Source organism: Streptomyces sp. NPDC002958, from assembly GCF_055563255.1.
Genome location: NZ_JBVHDS010000005.1, coordinates 296,903 through 314,407, shown reverse-complemented (window position 1 = coordinate 314,407; position 17,505 = coordinate 296,903). Strand labels below are relative to the sequence as shown.

General features: G+C 67.8%; 15 protein-coding genes, 1 tRNA gene and 1 pseudogene. 7 read left to right on the top strand and 10 right to left on the bottom strand.

The genetic code is table 11. The annotated features are described in order from the left end of the window. Positions 1-49: 49 nt before the first annotated feature. Entirely contained in the window at positions 50-1,261 is a 1,212-nt protein-coding gene (locus ACZ3IC_RS12405; protein WP_467415275.1) for an acyl-CoA dehydrogenase family protein, read from the top strand. An 84-nt stretch (positions 1,262-1,345) separates the two neighbouring features. On the opposite strand, the gene ACZ3IC_RS12400 is transcribed toward ACZ3IC_RS12405, so the two are convergent. The 4 genes and pseudogenes from ACZ3IC_RS12400 to ACZ3IC_RS12385 all read right to left on the bottom strand — a co-directional run bounded on the left by ACZ3IC_RS12400 (position 1,346) and on the right by ACZ3IC_RS12385 (position 4,216). Continuing rightward, on the bottom strand, positions 1,346-1,690 hold the full coding sequence (locus ACZ3IC_RS12400) for a rhodanese-like domain-containing protein (protein WP_467415274.1): 345 nt from the start codon (positions 1,688-1,690) through the stop codon (positions 1,346-1,348). Between the two features lie 47 nt (positions 1,691-1,737). Next, complete coding sequence (locus ACZ3IC_RS12395; RefSeq protein WP_467415271.1) at positions 1,738-2,664, bottom strand: J domain-containing protein; 927 nt, start codon at positions 2,662-2,664, stop codon at positions 1,738-1,740. A 58-nt stretch (positions 2,665-2,722) separates the two neighbouring features. Continuing rightward, positions 2,723-3,743 (bottom strand): annotated as a pseudogene (locus ACZ3IC_RS12390) (DUF2252 family protein). Positions 3,744-4,133: 390 nt separating this feature from the next. Further along, a tRNA-Leu gene (locus ACZ3IC_RS12385) sits at positions 4,134-4,216 on the bottom strand. 315 nt (positions 4,217-4,531) lie between these two features. Between ACZ3IC_RS12385 and ACZ3IC_RS12380 the strand changes: the two genes are divergently transcribed. The 6 genes from ACZ3IC_RS12380 to pknB all read left to right on the top strand — a co-directional run bounded on the left by ACZ3IC_RS12380 (position 4,532) and on the right by pknB (position 12,611). Then, a complete protein-coding gene (locus ACZ3IC_RS12380; RefSeq protein WP_467415269.1) occupies positions 4,532-5,422 on the top strand; it encodes an FhaA domain-containing protein in 891 nt (296 codons plus the stop codon). Between the two features lie 10 nt (positions 5,423-5,432). Beyond that, positions 5,433-5,948: an FHA domain-containing protein FhaB/FipA gene (locus tag ACZ3IC_RS12375; RefSeq protein ID WP_467415266.1), complete on the top strand. Its 516-nt coding sequence runs from the start codon at positions 5,433-5,435 to the stop codon at positions 5,946-5,948. A 129-nt stretch (positions 5,949-6,077) separates the two neighbouring features. Then, on the top strand, positions 6,078-7,592 hold the full coding sequence (locus ACZ3IC_RS12370) for a PP2C family protein-serine/threonine phosphatase (RefSeq protein ID WP_467415431.1): 1,515 nt from the start codon (positions 6,078-6,080) through the stop codon (positions 7,590-7,592). Between the two features lie 23 nt (positions 7,593-7,615). Continuing rightward, a complete protein-coding gene (locus ACZ3IC_RS12365; protein ID WP_467415264.1) occupies positions 7,616-9,016 on the top strand; it encodes an FtsW/RodA/SpoVE family cell cycle protein in 1,401 nt (466 codons plus the stop codon). After that, on the top strand, positions 9,013-10,470 hold the full coding sequence (locus tag ACZ3IC_RS12360) for a penicillin-binding transpeptidase domain-containing protein (protein ID WP_467415262.1): 1,458 nt from the start codon (positions 9,013-9,015) through the stop codon (positions 10,468-10,470). Before ACZ3IC_RS12365 ends, ACZ3IC_RS12360 begins: the two co-directional genes overlap by 4 nt. Positions 10,471-10,637: 167 nt before the next feature. After that, positions 10,638-12,611 carry a Stk1 family PASTA domain-containing Ser/Thr kinase gene (pknB, locus tag ACZ3IC_RS12355; protein ID WP_467415259.1) on the top strand — a complete coding sequence of 658 codons (1,974 nt, stop codon included), beginning with the start codon at positions 10,638-10,640 and terminating at the stop codon, positions 12,609-12,611. Positions 12,612-12,761: 150 nt separating this feature from the next. On the opposite strand, the gene ACZ3IC_RS12350 is transcribed toward pknB, so the two are convergent. The 6 genes from ACZ3IC_RS12350 to ACZ3IC_RS12325 are packed head-to-tail and all read right to left on the bottom strand — an operon-like array spanning position 12,762 to position 17,389. Beyond that, positions 12,762-13,490 carry a class E sortase gene (locus ACZ3IC_RS12350; protein WP_467415257.1) on the bottom strand — a complete coding sequence of 243 codons (729 nt, stop codon included), beginning with the start codon at positions 13,488-13,490 and terminating at the stop codon, positions 12,762-12,764. Between the two features lie 27 nt (positions 13,491-13,517). Continuing rightward, positions 13,518-14,972, bottom strand: coding sequence for a class E sortase (locus tag ACZ3IC_RS12345; RefSeq protein ID WP_467415255.1), 1,455 nt, complete (start codon positions 14,970-14,972; stop codon positions 13,518-13,520). Next, entirely contained in the window at positions 14,969-15,607 is a 639-nt protein-coding gene (locus tag ACZ3IC_RS12340; RefSeq protein ID WP_467415252.1) for an aminodeoxychorismate/anthranilate synthase component II, read from the bottom strand. The genes ACZ3IC_RS12345 and ACZ3IC_RS12340 overlap by 4 nt, the downstream gene beginning before the upstream one ends. Next, complete coding sequence (locus ACZ3IC_RS12335; RefSeq protein ID WP_467415251.1) at positions 15,604-15,786, bottom strand: hypothetical protein; 183 nt, start codon at positions 15,784-15,786, stop codon at positions 15,604-15,606. Before ACZ3IC_RS12335 ends, ACZ3IC_RS12340 begins: the two co-directional genes overlap by 4 nt. A 56-nt stretch (positions 15,787-15,842) precedes the next feature. Next, positions 15,843-16,595 (bottom strand): class E sortase, encoded by a 753-nt coding sequence (locus ACZ3IC_RS12330; RefSeq protein ID WP_467415248.1) that lies wholly within the window; start codon positions 16,593-16,595, stop codon positions 15,843-15,845. 26 nt (positions 16,596-16,621) lie between these two features. Further along, complete coding sequence (locus ACZ3IC_RS12325) at positions 16,622-17,389, bottom strand: DUF881 domain-containing protein (RefSeq protein WP_467415247.1); 768 nt, start codon at positions 17,387-17,389, stop codon at positions 16,622-16,624. Between the last annotated feature and the right edge of the window lie 116 nt (positions 17,390-17,505).

The following is a 17,505-nucleotide window of genomic DNA, read 5'->3' as shown; positions in this document are numbered from 1 at the left end:
ATCCGTCAGATCTGGGTACGGGAGCAGAGTTTCGCGGGAGGCCAGGGCAGTGGACTTCACCTTCACCGAGGAACAGCAGGCAGTCACGGAAGCGGCGAGAGCGATCTTCTCGGGCGTTGCGCCCGACGAAGTACCCAGCCCCGCCCTCGTACCGGGCGCGGTGGCCGAGGACATCGACCGGCCTCTGTGGGCCGGGCTCGCCGCAGGCGACCTGCTGAGCCTGACACTGTCGCCGGAGCACGGCGGGGCCGGTCTCGATCCCGTGGCGCTCTGCCTGGTGCTGCGCGAGTCCGCCAGGGTGCTTGCGCGGGTGCCGCTGCTGGAGACGTGCGCGGTCGCGATGATGCTCCAACGCTACGGGGACCCCGGGCTGGCCGCCGAGTTGCTTCCCCGGGTCGGCCGGGGCGAGCTGGTTCTCACCGTCGGGGCCAACGGCCGCTCCGGCCACGATCCGGCGGAGCTCGCCGTCATCGCCCACCGGGAAGCCACGGCAAAGAGCGCCCGGCCCGGCGAAGGTCCTGCGGACGGCTCTCGCGACGCCTCTGGGGATGCCGACGGCAACGGTGCAGACTGGGTGCTCGACGGGGTGCAGTCAGGTGTGCCGTGGGCGCAGGCCGCGGACTGGATCGCGGTTCCCGCCCACACGGGCGAGGGCCGGGCCGCTGTTGCCCTGATCCGGCCCACCCATGACGGCGTCACCCTGGCCGAGCAGGTCTCCACCAGCGGTGAACTGTTCGCCGAGGTCCGGCTGCAGTCGGTACGGGTCGACAGCCGTGCGCTGATCGACACCGCCGGGGCCTGGGAGTGGCTGCGCGCCCTGCTCACCACCGGGACATGCGCGCTCGCACTGGGTCTGGGCGAGGCTGTGCTCGCCATGACAAGTGAATACACCGGCAAGCGCGAGCAGTTCGGCTTTCCGGTCGCCACCTTCCAGTCCGTCGCCGTACAAGCCGCGGACCGTTACATCGACCTGCGGGCCATGGAAGTGACGCTCTGGCAGGCGGCCTGGCGGATCTCCACCGGGCCCGACGGTGCACTGCCCGCCGAGGGTGACATTGCCGTGGCGAAAATCTGGGCGTCGGACGGTGTCCGCCGGGTCGTACAGACGGCACAGCATCTGCACGGCGGCTTCGGCGCGGACACCGACTACCCGCTCCACCGCTTCCACGCCTGGGCGAAGCAGATCGAGCTCTCCCTCGGCCCGGCGGCAGCGCACGAGGAGGCACTGGGCGACCTACTGGCCGCACACCTCCTCAGTTGACACCGGCCAGTCCTCAACCGACACCGGCCCAACAGTCCGGCGGCCGAGCGGCCCAGCACCAAGCAGCCGAGCGACCACCCGGGCTCAGAGCACGAAAGCCGGGTTTCCGTTGTCGGTGACCATCGGACGTCCGGCACCGTCCCAGGCGAGCATCCCGCCGTCGATGTTCACGGCATCGATGCCCTGCTGCACCAGGTACTGGGTGACCTGGGCGGACCTGCCGCCGACCCGGCACATCACATGCACGCGCCGACCGTCCTCGGCGACCTCGGTCAGCTCACCGAAGCGGCCCACGAAATCACTCATCGGAATGTGCAAAGCGCCTTCGACATGCCCGGCCGCCCATTCGTCGTCCTCCCGGACATCCAGCACAAAGCCGGCCGAAGGGACCGCCGCGACATCCACCGAGGGCAGCGAGGCGAAATTCATGGGGCATGCCTTCTCTCGTAACGTACGCTCCAGAGTCACCTGGAACGCTACTGCACCAGACCCGCCAGCTCCGCCTCACGCTGAGCGACCTCGCCCAGCAGCTGATCGGCGATCTCGTCGAGCAGCCGGTCCGGATCGTCGGGCGCCATCCGCAGCATGGCCCCGATCGCACTCTCCTCAAGTTCCTGGGCGAGCACCGTCAGGAGTTCCTTGCGCTGGGTCAGCCAGTTCAGCCGGGCGTAGAGCTCCTCGCTCTCGCTGAGCTCCGCCTCCGGCATCACCGGACCCGCCGCCCACTCCTGTGCCAGCTCCATCAGCAGCGCCTCGTCGCCGCGCCCGTATGCGGCGTTGACTCGGGTGATGAACTCGTCCCGGCGTGCCCGCTCCGTCCCGTCCTGCGCCAGGTCCGGGTGGGCCTTTCGCGCCAGCTCGCGATAGAGCTTGCGCGCCTCCTCGGTCGGCCGGACCCGCTTGGGCGGCCGGACCGGCTGCTCGGTCAGCATCGCCGCAGCCTCGGGGGACAGCCCGTCGGAGTCGATCCAGTCGTGGAACAGCTCGTCGACGCCCGGCATCGGCATCACGACCGCCCGGGCCTCCTGCGCCTTGCGGAGGTCTTCGGGGTCACCGGTCCTGGCGGCCCGGGCCTCCGCGATCTGCGCATCGAGCTCATCGAGGCGGGTGTACATCGGCCCGAGTTTCTGGTGGTGCAACCGGGAGAAGTTCTCGACCTCGACCCGGAAGGTCTCCACGGCGATCTCGAACTCGATCAGCGCCTGCTCCGCCACGCGCACTGCCTTCGCCAGCCGGGCCTCGGGCCGAGCCCCCTCAGCGGTCCCAGCGGCAGCGTCGGTCTCCGCACCGGCACCGGCCGTCAGCCCCTGCTGCTCGTGCTGCCGGTCGTTGTCCTGCCGGTCGTTGTCCTGCCGGTCATCGTCGTTCCGGGTGATCGGCACCCCGGCGGCTTCGTGGGTCACCCGTCCAGCGTATGGCCACCGCCCACGCTCCGAGGACGCGCGGTCGGCTCAATGCCCCTCACACGCCCAGTTCGGCGGCTATCCGCCCCGAACCGATGGCCCGCACCAGCTCCGCGTGGTCCGCCTCTGTACGGTCCGCGTAAGTCACCGCGAACGCCGCCATCGCCTCGTCCAGCTCTTCGTTCTTGCCGCAGTAGCCCGCGATCAGCCGCGGATCGGCGCTGTGCGCATGAGCCCGCGCCAGCAGCGCACCGGTCATCCGGCCGTAGTCGTCGACCTGGCCGGCTGCCAGGGCAGCCGGGTCCACACTGCCCTTGCGGTTCCTGAACTGCCGCACCTGGAAAGGACGCCCGTCCACAGTGGCCCACCCGAGCAGGATGTCGCTGACGAGCTGCATCCGCTTCTGCCCGAGCACCACCCGACGCCCCTCGTGCGCCACCTCGGGCACGTCGAACCCGACAGCCGGTGGCCAGCAGCCGCATCGTCCGCCGGTACGCGCCCACCGTGTCGTAGGCGCCCTGACGGCAGATGTCCTCGTCCGCCCCGGCCTCACGCCCCGCGAGCACCAGCGAGGTGGCGAGGCGCTTGAGGTCCCATTCCCAGGGGCCGAACACGGTCTGGTCGAAATCATTCAGATCAATGACCAGGCTGCCCCGCGCATCGCCGTACAGCCCAAAATTGGCCGCATGCGCATCGCCGCAGAGTTGCGCGCCGATCCCGCTGACCGGTGTGCCCACCAGGTCATGGGCCATCAGCCCGGCCGAGCCGCGCAGAAAGGCGAACGGTGTGGCCGCCATCCGGCCCACCCGGATCGAAGCGAGACCGGGCACCCTGCCCCTGCTCGATTCCTCGACCGCCTGCACGGCATCGGGCCGCCCGGCCGGAAGGTCCAGAGAGGAGTGAGAGGCCCTGGGCACCCTCTCCCGCAGCGCCTTACCAACCTCCCTGGGCGGCTGCGGCGCGCTCTTGGCCGCCGCAGCCGCCACAGTCGCCCGGGGCGCGAATCCAGGCACGACCGGAATGCGCGGACCGCCCGTCTCAGCCCGCTGAACCGGCACTGTCGCTTCGATTTCACCCACGGCGCACAGCCTCCCCCGCCCTCGTCCTGCGCTCCTGGCCCGGCGCCCTGTCGCAGATCAATTGCGACGAAGGTACCGTCATCCACCGAAAGCCGTCTGCGCCTGAGCCATACGACACAGAGCCGACCGGGATCCCCTGCCGCCAGGGGCCGGACAGTGGCCCGCGGAGGGCTTGCCCTCTGCGGGCCACTCGGCGGCTCTTCGCCCGAGACCCCTCGAATCCCACCAACTCCCCCTTCGGCACCCCGGGGCCCCAGGCCCCACAGGCCCCTAAATGCCCCATAAAGCCCTACACCACCGCAGAACAACCCGAATCTGGCGTTTCACGTGAAACCAAACCCGGGAACGAAGAAGCCCCACAGACCGTTGGCCTGTGGGGCTTCTCTCTTGTGCGCGAGGGGGGATTTGAACCCCCACGTCCCTAAGGACACTGGCACCTGAAGCCAGCGCGTCTGCCGTTCCGCCACTCGCGCAAGAGTGGTGTTTCCAGACTTTCTCACCGTTTGGTGCGAGCGCCTGGCGACATCCGGAAGATTAGCACGCTGGACAGGGTGGATTCACATCCGTTGTTTCACCGAACGCCTGGCGGGAACCGGGAACGCCAAGCGGCCGCCCCCACTCCTCCTGAGTGCACCCCTTGTGCGGGACACTGTCAGGAGGCCGCCTCTACGATCCGTGTGAGAGGTGACACTCATCCACAGGGCAGACAAGGGGAACCAGCCGATTTCCCGACGCGTGGATACGATCAGTAAGCAGTACAGGGACGACTACACCGGAGGAGGTGCCCCATGGGAGTCATGAAGCGTTTCGAGCAGCGTCTCGAAGGTCTGGTCAATGGCACCTTCGCCAAGGTCTTCAAGTCCGAGGTCCAGCCGGTCGAGATCGCGGGAGCCCTCCAGCGCGAGTGCGACAACAACGCAACGATCTGGAACCGTGAGCGGACCGTCGTCCCCAACGACTTCATCGTCGAACTCAGTACCCCTGACTACGAGCGACTCAGCCCGTACTCCGGCCAATTGGGCGACGAACTCTCCGGCCTGGTCCGCGACTACGCCAAGCAGCAGCGGTACACCTTCATGGGCCCCATCAAGGTCAACCTGGAGAAGGCCGACGACCTCGACACCGGGCTCTACCGGGTGCGCAGCCGCACCCTGGCGTCGAGTTCGTCACAGCAGCAGGACCCCCAGGGTCGGCAAGGACTGCAGAGCCACCCGGGGCAGCACGGCCAACCCGCCTACCCGGGCCCGGGGCGACCCGCACAGCCCACCGGCGGCTACGGCTACCCGCCCAGCTCCGCCCCACCCATGCCCGCGGCCCCGCCGCCGGGCACCGGCAGGCCCGGAGCGCCCAGTACCGACCGGCACCCGCCAGCCGGGCCCAGCCCCCTGCCCAACGCGCAGGTGCGGCGTTGGATCGAGATCAACGGCACCCGCCATCAGATCTCCCGCCCGACGCTGGTGCTGGGACGCAGCACCGACGCCGACGTGCGGATCGACGACCCCGGCGTATCGCGTCGGCACTGTGAGATCCGGACCGGAACGCCCTCGACGATCCAGGATCTCGGGTCTACCAACGGCATCGTGGTAGACGGGCAGCACACAACCCGCGCTACGCTCCGCGACGGCTCGCGGATCGTCGTGGGCAGCACCACCATCGTTTACCGGCAAGCCGAAGGGTGAAGCGGGGGCAATGTCAGAGCTGACCCTGACGGTCATGCGGCTAGGTTTCCTGGCTGTTCTGTGGCTGTTCGTGATCGTGGCCGTTCAGGTCATCCGCAGCGATCTGTTCGGAACGCGCGTCACGCAGCGCGGCTCACGCCGCAATGCGACCGACGCGCGGCCGCCTCAGACGCGCCAGAGTGCCGCGGCACCACCGCAGCAACGCCAACAACCCGGCCGCCAGCGCCGAGGGGCACCCACAAAGCTGGTCGTCTCCGAGGGCACCCTCACCGGCACCACGGTGGCGCTCCAGGGGCAAACCATCACCCTGGGCCGGGCCCATGACTCAACGATCGTCCTGGACGACGACTACGCGTCCAGCAGGCATGCCAGGATTTACCCCGACCGTGACGGTCAGTGGATCGTCGAGGATCTCGGGTCCACCAACGGCACGTATCTCGACCGGACCCGACTCACCACCCCGACACCTGTTCCGCTGGGCGCGCCGATCCGGATCGGCAAGACCGTCATCGAGCTGCGGAAGTAGTACGACAATGAGCGAGCGGAGCGAGCGAACCGCGGTGGTCCGGGCAACGGACCCGACCCGGCTCCCGACCGGAGGGTGGGCAGTGTGGCTCGAGACCGGCTGTACCCCGAGCCGACGGGCGAGGTGCGCATGAGTCTTTCCCTGCGCTTCGCCGCCGGATCGCACAAGGGCATGATCCGGGAGGGCAACGAGGACTCCGGCTACGCCGGTCCGCGCCTTCTCGCCATCGCCGACGGCATGGGCGGCCAGGCAGCCGGCGAGGTCGCCAGCTCCGAGGTGATCTCCACGCTTGTCCAGCTCGACGACGACGTCCCGGGCTCGGACATCCTCACTTCGCTCGGTACGGCGGTGCAGCGGGCCAACGACCAACTGCGCATGATGGTCGAGGAGGACCCCCAGCTGGAGGGCATGGGCACCACGCTCACCGCCCTGCTCTGGACCGGCCAGCGTCTCGGCCTCGTCCATGTCGGCGACTCCCGCGCGTACCTGCTGCGCGACGGCGTACTCACCCAGATCACCCAGGACCACACCTGGGTGCAGCGGCTGGTCGACGAGGGCCGGATCACCGAGGAAGAGGCCACCACCCACCCGCAGCGCGCCCTGCTGATGCGCGCGCTGGGCAGCGGAGACCACGTCGAACCCGACCTCTCCATCCGTGAGGTCCGGATCGGCGACCGCTATCTGATCTGCTCCGACGGCCTATCCGGCGTCGTCTCCCACCAGACGATGGAGGAAACCCTCGCCAGCTACCAGGGCCCCCAGGAGACCATCCAGGAGCTGATCCAGCTCGCCCTGCGCGGCGGCGGCCCGGACAACATCACCTGCATCGTGGCCGATGTGCTCGACGTCGACAGCAACGACACCCTGGCCGGACAGCTCAACGACACCCCGGTCATCGTCGGCGCGGTCGCCGAGAACCAGGCTGCACAGATGATCGCCGCCGAAAGCACAGCCGCCATGCAGACTCCCGCCGGACGGGCGGCCGGCCTCGGCCGCCCCGTCCCGCCGCCCGCGGGCGGCTTCGGCCCGCCCGGAAGCGGCGACGACGACGGCTACGGCGGCTACGGCGGAATGCCGGACGGCTCCTTCGACGCTTACACCGACGACGACTTCATCAAGCCCGGCGGCGGCCGCAAGTGGTTCAAGAGATCCTTCTGCGTCGTGCTCGCGCTCGCTGTCATCGGCGGCGGCGTCTACGGCGGCTACCGCTGGACCCAGAACCAGTTCTACGTCGGCGCGAAGAACGAACACGTCGCGCTGTTCCGCGGCATCAGTCAGGACCTGGCCTGGGTCTCGCTCTCGAAGGTCGAGAAGGACCACCCCGAGATCGAACTCAAGTACCTCCCGCCCTACCAGCGCAAGCAGGTCGAGGCGACCATCGCCGAGAGCGATCTCACCGCCGCACGCGAGAAGATCGACGAACTCGCTGTCCAGGCTTCCGCCTGCAAAAAGGACGCCCAGCGACGTGCGGCCGAGAAGGCCGGCTCCGACGAGGGCCAGGCCGGAGGTACGGACTCGGACGCCACCAAGACTTCCGGCACATCCGGTGCCAGCAAGAGCAAGCCGACCGCAGCGACTCCCACTCCTGGTCCCAGCCTCTCGGAGGAAGAGAAAAAGCTGGTCCCGCAGTGCGGTAAGCAGTAAAGCCGTAGGGAGCCTTCAGCACCATGAGCGTTGTCACCAACACGACCACGATCGGCGCGATCGATGCACCGAGCCGTCGCAACACCGAGCTCGCCATGCTTCTCTTCGCCGTCTTCATCTCGGCGTTCGCGTACGCCAACGTGGGCCTCGCCCTCAACGGCGAATTGCCCTCCGGCATGCTCGGATACGGACTCGGGCTCGCGCTGCTCGCAGGCGTGGCACATCTCGCGGTCCGAAGGTTCGCCCCGTACGCGGACCCGCTTCTGCTGCCGCTGGCCACTCTTCTCAACGGACTTGGCCTGGCGTTCATCTGGCGCCTGGACCAGTCGGAGAGACTCCAGGCGCTGGATTCGTTCGCACCCGCCGCGTCCAAGCAGTTGATGTTCTCAGCTGTCGGCGTCGGGCTGCTCGTCGTCGTACTGGTGGCCCTCAAGGACCACCGCATCCTGCAGCGCTACACCTACATCTCCATGGTCGTCGCGCTGTTCCTGCTGATCCTTCCGATGTTCTTCCCCGCCGTGAACGGCGCCAAGATCTGGATCCAGATCCCGGGTATCGGCACAATCCAGCCCGGCGAATTCGCCAAGATCATCATCACGGTCTTCTTCGCGGGCTATCTGATGGTCAAACGCGACGCACTCGCTCTGGCCAGCCGTCGCTTCATGGGGCTGTACCTGCCCCGAGGCCGTGACCTCGGACCCATCCTCATGGTCTGGGCCTTCTCGATCCTGATCCTGGTCTTCGAGACCGACCTGGGCTCTTCCCTGCTGTTCTTCGGCATGTTCGTCGTGATGCTGTACGTGGCCACCGAACGCACCAGCTGGATCGTCTTCGGTCTGCTGATGTCCGCAGTCGGTGCCGTCGGTGTCGCCTCGTTCGAACCGCACGTCCAGCAACGCGTCGCTGCCTGGCTCGACCCCTTCGCGGGCTGGGGCGAGCAAGCCGCGAGCGAGCAGGTGGCCAAGTCCCTGATGGCCTTCGGCTCCGGCGGCATCCTCGGCACCGGGCTCGGCCAGGGCAACTCCGACCTGATCGGCTTCGCGGCCAACTCCGACTTCATCCTCGCCACCGTCGGCGAGGAGCTCGGCCTCGCCGGATTGATGGCCATCCTGCTTGTCTACGGTCTGATCGTCGAGCGCGGTGTCCGTACCGCCCTCGCCGCCCGCGACCCCTTCGGCAAGCTCCTTGCGATCGGGCTCTCCAGCTCCTTCGCCATTCAGGTCTTCGTCGTTGCCGGCGGTGTCATGGGACTCATTCCACTGACCGGTATGACCATGCCGTTCCTCGCGGCAGGCGGGTCATCAGTGATCGCCAACTGGGCTCTGATCGGCATCCTGCTCCGCATCAGCGACACCGCGCGCCGCCCCGCGCCGGCCCCGGCCCCATCACCCGACGCCGAGATGACCCAGGTGGTCCGACCGTGAACAAGCCTCTTCGCAGAATCGCTGTTTTCTGCGGGCTGCTCGTCCTCACTCTCCTGGTCCGTGTCAACTGGCTCCAGTACGTGCGTGCCGACGAACTGAATGCGAATGAGCACAACCGCCGCGTCCAGATCGAGCGCTACGCACACGAACGCGGCGACATCATCGTCGACGGAAACCCCGTCACCGGGTCCGTCGAGACCAAGGGCAGCGACTTCAAGTACAAGAGGGTCTGGAAGAACGGCCCCATGTGGGCCCCCGTGACGGGTTACTCCTCGCAGGCGTTCGATGCTTCGCAGTTGGAGAGCATCGAGGACGGAATCCTCACCGGCAACAGCGACCAGCTGTTCTTCGACCGCACGCTGTCTCTCTTCACCGGCGAGAAGAAAACCGGCGGTAACATCGTCACCACCCTCAACAGTTCCGCCCAGAAAGCCGCCTTCAAGGGGCTCGGCGACAAGAAGGGCGCCGTCGCCGCGCTCGACCCGCAGACCGGTGCCATCCTGGCCCTGGTCAGCACTCCCTCGTACGACCCCTCGGTCTTCGCCGGCAATTCCCTCAAGGACTCGGACGCCCGGCAGCAGCTCCTGAAGGACAAGGACAAGCCGATGCTCAACCGGGCATTGCGCGAGACCTACCCTCCGGGCTCGACCTTCAAGGTCGTCACCGCCGCGGCCGCGCTGGAGAACGGGCTGTACACCAGCATCGACGAGCCCACCAAGTCGCCGCTGCCCTACCGGCTCCCGCTGACCACCGGCAACCTGGAGAACGAGGGCAACATCCCGTGCGAGAACGCCTCGCTCCGGGAAGCGCTGCGTGTGTCCTGCAACACCGTCTTCGGCAAGATCAGCGACGACCTCGGCAACCAGAAGATGATCGACCAGGCCGAAAAGTTCGGCTTCAACGAGGAGATCTTCACTCCGGTCCGCGCCGACGCCAGCGTCTACCCCAAGGACAACCGCCCGCAGAACGCCATGGCCGGCATCGGGCAGGCGTCCAACCGCGCCACCCCGCTGCAGATGGCGATGGTCGCCGCCGCGGTCGCCAACGACGGCAAGCTGATGCAGCCGTACATGGTCGCCGAGCGCCAGGCCCCCAACCTGGACGTGATCTACACCCACGAGAAGGAGCAGTTCAGCCAGCCCCTCTCGGGTGAGAATGCCCAGAAGCTCCAGCAGATGATGGAGACCGTCGTCGAGAACGGCACGGGGCAGCGGGCCAAGATCCCCGGCGCCACCGTCGGCGGTAAGACGGGTACGGCCCAGCACGGTCTCAACAACAGCGAGAAGCCGTATGCCTGGTTCATCTCGTACGCCAAGACGGACAGCGGCTCCCCGGTCGCCGTCGCCGTGGTCGTCGAGGACGGTCAGGCCAACCGCGACGATATCTCCGGTGGCGGCCTCGCTGCCCCGATTGCAAAGGATGTGATGAAGGCGGTCATCGACAGCGAGAAGTGACGCCCATCACATCGGGTGCCATACCTGCACATTGGGATACCGGTCAGATATCAGGTCCGAACTCCGGGCCGATCAGGTAGTGCGCGGCCGGTAGCGTATGTGCGAGCAGCACACCGCCGGACCGCACACCGGTGCGGTCGGGACTGACGGAGAGGGCTGGAACAGTTATGGAAGAGCCGCGTCGCCTCGGCGGCCGGTACGAGCTGGGCTCGGTGCTCGGCCGTGGTGGCATGGCCGAGGTCTACCTCGCACACGACACCCGGCTCGGCCGCACCGTAGCTGTGAAGACGCTGCGGGCCGATCTGGCCCGCGACCCGTCCTTCCAGGCCCGGTTCCGCCGTGAGGCCCAGTCCGCCGCCTCGCTCAACCACCCGGCGATCGTCGCTGTCTACGACACCGGTGAGGATTACGTCGACGGGGTCTCCATCCCGTACATCGTGATGGAGTACGTCGACGGGTCGACGCTCAGGGAGCTTCTGCACTCCGGCCGCAAGCTGCTGCCCGAGCGCACCCTCGAGATGACCGTCGGCATCCTCCAGGCGCTGGAGTACTCGCACCGCGCAGGCATCGTCCACCGCGACATCAAGCCGGCGAACGTCATGCTGACGCGCACCGGCCAGGTCAAGGTCATGGACTTCGGTATCGCCCGCGCCATGGGCGACTCCGGCATGACGATGACCCAGACCTCTGCGGTCATCGGCACCGCCCAGTACCTCTCCCCGGAACAGGCCAAGGGCGAGCAGGTCGACGCACGCTCCGACCTGTACTCGACCGGCTGCCTGCTCTACGAGCTACTGACGGTCCGGCCGCCGTTCATCGGGGACTCACCCGTCGCGGTCGCCTACCAGCACGTACGGGAAGAGCCGCAGAAGCCCAGCAACTTCGACCCCGAGATCACGCCCGAGATGGACGCGATCGTGTTGAAGGCCCTGGTCAAGGACCCCGACTACCGCTACCAGTCGGCAGACGAGATGCGCGCCGACATCGAGGCCTGCCTCGACGGCCGACCGGTTGCCGCCACTGCGGCGATGGGTGTGCCCGGTTACGGCGGCTACGACGGATACGGCAACGACCAGCCCACCACCGCACTGCGCGCCGCCGACCAGAACGGCGCGCCCACGTCCATGCTGCCCCCGGTGAACCCGGACGACGGCGGCTACGGCTACGACGACCGCCCGGACCGCCGCCGCCAGAAGAAGAGCAACACCTCGACGATCCTGCTCATCGTCGCGGGCATCCTGGTGCTGATCGGCGCGATCCTGATCGGCCGATCAGTCAGCGGCTCCGACAACAACGACAAGGTCGATGTGCCGAACATGGTCGGCTCGACCCTGGAGAAGGCACAGGGACTCGCGAAAAACGCCGGCGTCGTCCTCAAGGTCAGCTCGCGCGAACCCTGCGAGGACCAGCCCAAGGGCAAGATCTGCAGCCAGACCCCGACCGCCGACGGCGAGATGTCGCAGAAGGACACCGTCACGGTCGTCGTCTCCACCGGTGCGCCGAAGGTCGAGGTCCCGGACGTCGTGGAGAAGACCGAGGCCACCGCCCGTCAGGACCTTGAGGACAAGGGCTTCACGGTGAACGTCACCACGGTCGAGTCCGAGAAGACCGCGGGTACGGTCATCAAGCAGGACCCTGAGGGCAACACGAAGGTCGAGAAGAACTCCGAGGTCACGATCACGGTCGCCAAGCAGGCCACACACAAGGTGCCGCCGGTGGTCGGCCGGGACTACGACGCCGCAGTGGCTCAGCTCAATGGCCTGGGCTTCACCAGCATCTCCAGGACCGATGTCGATTCGGACAAGCCCGCGGGCCAGGTGACCAACCAGACTCCGCCCGGCAACTCGATGCAGCCGCTGTCCGCCCAGATCATCCTGTCGGTCTCGAAGGGTCCGCCGCAGCCGGAGAAGGTCACGGTTCCCGACCTGCAGGGCAGGACCCTCGCGGAGGCGAAGGCCCTGCTGGCCCAGGCGGGCCTGCAGATCCAGGTGCAGGGACCGAACGACGACAACGCGAGGGTCTTCGGCTTCCAGCCCCAAGCAGGCCAGCAGGTCGACAAGAACAGCACGGTCAACGTCCAGACCATGCCGGGCGGTGGAGACGGCAACATCTTCGACGGCCACTCCGGCTCACAACGCTGACCCCGAACCGCACCACCCATCGGGCCCCGGCACCTCAAAGGTGACCGGGGCCCTTTGCTGTGTCCGCCGCGATGCCTTCTGCTCTGGCACACCGCACATGCATGCAGCCGTAGGGTTGGTTGCGACTTCGGGCCCGGCTCGTCGTACCGGCTAGCGCAGCTCCGCCGGCTTCGTACGGTCCTTGTCCACCTTCTCCGTGCGCACCAGCTCGCCCCACACGATGTAGCGGTACTTCGACGTGTAGACCGGCGTGCAGGTCGTCAGCGTGATGTAGCGGCCGGGCTTCTTCGCTCCCGATCCCTTCGGCACCGCCTGCAGCACATCGACGTTGTACTTCGACGTCTCGGGAAGCTCCTTGAAGACCTTGTACACGTACCAGGTGTCCTTGGTCTCGAAGACGATTGCGTCGCCCGTCTTCACCTTGTCGATGTTGTGGAACTTGGCCCCGTGCCCGTCGCGATGCGCGGCCAGGGTGAAGTTGCCCTTCTTGTCCCAGGGAAGAGCCGACTTCACCGGGTCCGTGTAGTAGCCCGCGATACCGTCGTTGAGGTTCTCGGTGTCGGTGCCCTTCTTGACCAGCACCTCGCCGCTCTTCATCGACGGAACGTGCAGGAAGCCGATGCCGTCCTTGGTGTCCAGCGCGCCCGGTCCGTCCGCCCAGCGGTCGCGGACGGTGTTGCCCTGCTTGGTGGCCTCGCGATCGGCGAGCACATTCGTCCACCAGAGCGAGTAGGCGACGAAGAGTCCCAGCACCAGGCCCGCGGTGATCAGCAGTTCGCCGAAGACACTGACCACGGTCGCGACGGGATGGCGGCCGCCGCGCCGCGGCGGGAGCGCGGAATCACCGATTCGCTCTTCGTGTTCGGTCCTCGCTGTCACCGCACCCGCCCCTGTCGTGATGATGTTTCAGCCGACGAGCGCGTCGGGCTTCCCTTTGCTGCGCGGTCGTTCATCGACCATCTTGCCCCAGACGATCAAGCGGTACGTACTTGTGAATTCCGGCGTACAGGTAGTCAGAGTGAGGTACCGGCCCGGTTTGGTGAACCCCGAACCGGACGGCACCGGGTCGATCACCGAGACGTTGGACGGCGATGTCTGCGGAAGGGTCCTCGACGCCTCGTACGTGTAGTACGCATCCTGCGTCTCGATCACGATCGGGTCACCGGGGCGCAGCTGGTTGACGTAGCGGAAGGGTTCGCCATGCGTGTTGCGGTGACCCGCCAGCGCGAAGTTGCCCTGTTTGTCCGACGGCATCGCGGTGCGCAGCGCGCCCTCGGCGTAGTGACCGACCATGCCTCGGTCGAGGACCTTGTCCTTGCTGATGCCCTCGGCAATCGGAGCGACCACATCCAGCTTGGGGATGTGGATGATGGCGAATCCCTGCCCCGCTTCGAACACACCGGGATCGCGGTCGCCCTTCGCCCAGTCGTCCTGGATCTTGTGCGTCTCCTTGCCGGCGTACTGGTCGGCGCGCACATTCGTCCACCACAGCTGGTACGTGACGAACAGCAGCATCAGCACACCGAAGGTGATGAACAGCTCTCCGGTGACCCGGCTGGCGACAACGGCCGGGCTGTCCTTGGCCGCGCGCGCCGCACGCCGTGCCTCGACGCGCGACATCGGCTTCCCGGCCGGCGCAGTGGCCGACGCCGTGGTCTCCGGCTGCGGTTCGGTACGTCGGCGGCCTCGCCCCTTGGCGGCGCGTCGGCGCTCGGCACGGCCTCCGGTGCGCGGTTCGGGATCGGGCCCCTCGGGCCCCGCGCCCGATTCCTCGAAGCTCTCCGAATCGCCCGCCGACCCCGCCCCCGGCTCCGCCTCCAACCTCGAAATCAGCTCCGGACCCGGCCTGGGAATCAGCTGGCGGGTCGTCACCGCCTGGTCGACCAGGCGCCGGGTGTACACCGTGCGCAGCCCGACCGTCTCGTCGTCGAGCGGGAAGGGAACCGAGACGGGCTGTGCCCGGGGTGTCGGTGCGGGCGTCTGCTGCCCGTACCAGTCCCGTTCGAACCCCTCGGGGTCGTACCACTCGCGCGGGGTCCCCTCGGGGCTCTGCGCCCCTTGTGACGCCTCCGCTTGTGCCTGCTTCTGCTGATCCGGAGACCGGTGCTGCCGATCCGGAGCCCGGTGCTGCCGATCCGGAGCCCGGTGCTGTCCCCGCCCCTGCTCCTGCCCCGCCCCCGGCTCGTCTGCCGGGATGTTGCCCGCCCGGAACCACGGCGAGGCATGCTGCTCCGGCAGCGGATCGTTCAGCGGATCCGCCAGCTGGTCGACCGCCGCCTCGAACGCGCCTGCGGCCTCGTACGCTCCTTGCTCGTACGGGCCGTCCTGTCCGGCGTCGTGTTCGGGGCGGAGTGCGGTCACGCGACGGCCTTGCCCACCACCGGCGCGAGCCCCGCCGACCTTGCGACGGCTCCTGTGTCGCCGCACTGTGCCAGCCAGTTGGCCAGCATCAGATGGCCGTGCTCGGTCAGCACCGACTCCGGATGGAACTGCACGCCCTCCACCGTCAGTTCGCGGTGGCGCAGCCCCATGATGATGCCGTCGGCGGTGCGCGCCGTCACCTCCAGCTCCGGTGGAACCGTGCCGGGTTCGGCGGCGAGCGAGTGGTAGCGGGTCGCGGTGAAGGGGGACGGCAGACCGGTGAAGACCCCGGTGCCCTCATGGGTCACCAGCGAGGTCTTGCCGTGCAGCAGCTCCGGGGCGCGGTCCACCACACCGCCGTACGCCACCGCCATCGACTGCATCCCGAGGCAGACCCCGAAGACCGGGACGCCCGTGGCCGCGCAGTGGCGCACCATCTCGACGCAGACGCCTGCTTGCTCCGGGGTGCCGGGGCCGGGTGACAGCAGGACGCCGTCGAAGCCGTCCTGGGCGTGTGCCGTGGTCACCTCGTCGTTGCGCAGCACTTCGCACTCGGCACCGAGCTGGTAAAGGTACTGGACGAGGTTGAAGACGAAGCTGTCGTAGTTGTCCACGACAAGGATGCGGGCACTCACTGGCCGGCCTCCGTTCCGGTCGAGCCGTCGACCGTCACATCGCCGAACGGAAGCAGTGGCTCCGCCCACGGGAAGACGTACTGGAAAAGTGCGTAGACGACAGCCAGCGCCAGCACGAGCGAGATGAGCGCACGCACCCATGCGTTGCCCGGCAGATGCCGCCAGATCCAGCCGTACATACTGTCCCCTCCATTCGGTACGGGACCAGACTAAAGGGCCGGGGCAGGAGCGTGGGTCAGCTGTGGAAAGCTGCCGGCTTGCCGTCGGTCACAGGCTGGGTCGCGTCGAGGTGTGCCCAGGCGATCAGCCGATGGCTGCTGCCCCATTCGGGCTCGCAGGTGGTCAGCGTCAGATAGCGGCCGGGCCCGTCGAAGCCGGACTTGCGGGGGACGGGGTCGATGACCCCGATGTCGCTCGGCACCGTCCGGTAGGGCTTCTTGTCGATGCGGTACGTGAACCATGTCGCGCCGTCCGTCAGCACCACCGCGTCGCCCGGACGGAGCTTCGGGAAGTCCTTGAACGGATCCCCGTATGTGCGGCGGTGTCCGGCCACCGCGAAATTGCCGATCGCGCCGGGGCGAGCGGTCCCGGCGTAATGGCCGAGCCCCTTCTGCAAGGTCCTGACCTCGGTGTTTTCCAGGACGGGCCACTCCCAGCCCTTGCCGAAGCGGGGTATGTACAGCACCGCGAACGGCTTGCCGTCCCGGTACGCCGCGGGGGCGGGCGGCGCGGTGGGCGTAGGGGATGTGTGCGGCGCGGTGGGCGTGGGGGATGTGTGCGGCGCGGTGGGCGTGGGGGATGTGTGCGGCGCGGGCGCGGACCCCGTTCCCTGCGCCCACTGATTGCGCAGCGCGTCGATCTGTCCCTCGGTCGCGCCGGCGGCCTTCACTCCGGTCCAGAACAGCACATACACCACAAAGAGCACGATCAGAGCTCCGACGGTGATGCAGAGTTCACTGAACGTCCTCACGACCAGTCGCACCGACATCGTGTCGGCCTCCCCACAGCTGCTCGCTACTGCACCGGCTCCGCATGGTGGAGATCCACTGTGCCCGAGTAGCCGGGAAGAGTCACCGCCTCGTGCTCATCGACTTTCCAGCCGAGCCCGTACGCCTTCACATACAGCAGGTAGTTGTTGATCGCCGGGGAGTTGTCGAGCGCCTGCTTGAGCTCGGCCGGGTCACCGACTGCGGTGATCTTGTACGGCGGCGAGTAGACCCGGCCCTGGAGGATCAGGGTGTTGCCGACGCAGCGCACCGCGCTGGTGGAGATCAGCCGCTGGTCCATGACCTGGATGCCCTGGGCGCCGCCCTGCCAGAGGGCGTTGACGACCGCCTGCAGGTCCTGCTGGTGAATGACCAGGTCATTGGGTTGCGGGTCGGGGTAACCCGGGTTGGCGGTGGCGTTGGGCGGGGCGTCGTCGAGTGTGACGGCCAGGGACGAGCCGGTGAGTTCGGTGGTACCCGCGGCCCGCTCCAGCGCCTTGAGCCGGGCATCCTGCGCCTTGGTGCTGCCGTCGTCGCGCCGGGCCAGGGTGTCGATGTCCTCGCGCATGGATGCGTTGGTCTCGTCCAACTGGGCGTTTTTGCCGCTGCGCTGCTGGATGAGGTCGGAGAGCTTCAGCAGCGAGGAGTCGGTACGGATGTTTGTGCCCTTGGCCGTGTTGGCGCTGGTGACGAAGATCAGTCCGGCGAGGGCGAAGACGGCAGCGGTGAGCACCCGGGCCGGGTGCCGGAAGGTGCGCCGGACCGGCCCTTGGGGGAAGTCGGCAGAATTGCTCAACGTACCCTTATCTCCTTCGGCGCCACGGAAGCACTACGCTAACGGACACCCGGGGAAGGCAGCATTCCCCCTCGCGCCCGCCCCGGCGCCAGCCACAGTTCCCTGCGCGGTCACGC

Coding starts and splice junctions, on each gene's coding strand:
- ACZ3IC_RS12335 (WP_467415251.1), bottom strand. CDS start 15,786: ATGTACGGCTGGATCTGGCGGCATCTGCCGGGCAACGCATGGGTGCGT.
- ACZ3IC_RS12365 (WP_467415264.1), top strand. CDS start 7,616: ATGAGCGTTGTCACCAACACGACCACGATCGGCGCGATCGATGCACCG.
- ACZ3IC_RS12370 (WP_467415431.1), top strand. CDS start 6,078: ATGAGTCTTTCCCTGCGCTTCGCCGCCGGATCGCACAAGGGCATGATC.
- ACZ3IC_RS12380 (WP_467415269.1), top strand. CDS start 4,532: ATGGGAGTCATGAAGCGTTTCGAGCAGCGTCTCGAAGGTCTGGTCAAT.
- ACZ3IC_RS12375 (WP_467415266.1), top strand. CDS start 5,433: ATGTCAGAGCTGACCCTGACGGTCATGCGGCTAGGTTTCCTGGCTGTT.
- ACZ3IC_RS12400 (WP_467415274.1), bottom strand. CDS start 1,690: ATGAATTTCGCCTCGCTGCCCTCGGTGGATGTCGCGGCGGTCCCTTCG.
- ACZ3IC_RS12330 (WP_467415248.1), bottom strand. CDS start 16,595: ATGTCGGTGCGACTGGTCGTGAGGACGTTCAGTGAACTCTGCATCACC.
- pknB (WP_467415259.1), top strand. CDS start 10,638: ATGGAAGAGCCGCGTCGCCTCGGCGGCCGGTACGAGCTGGGCTCGGTG.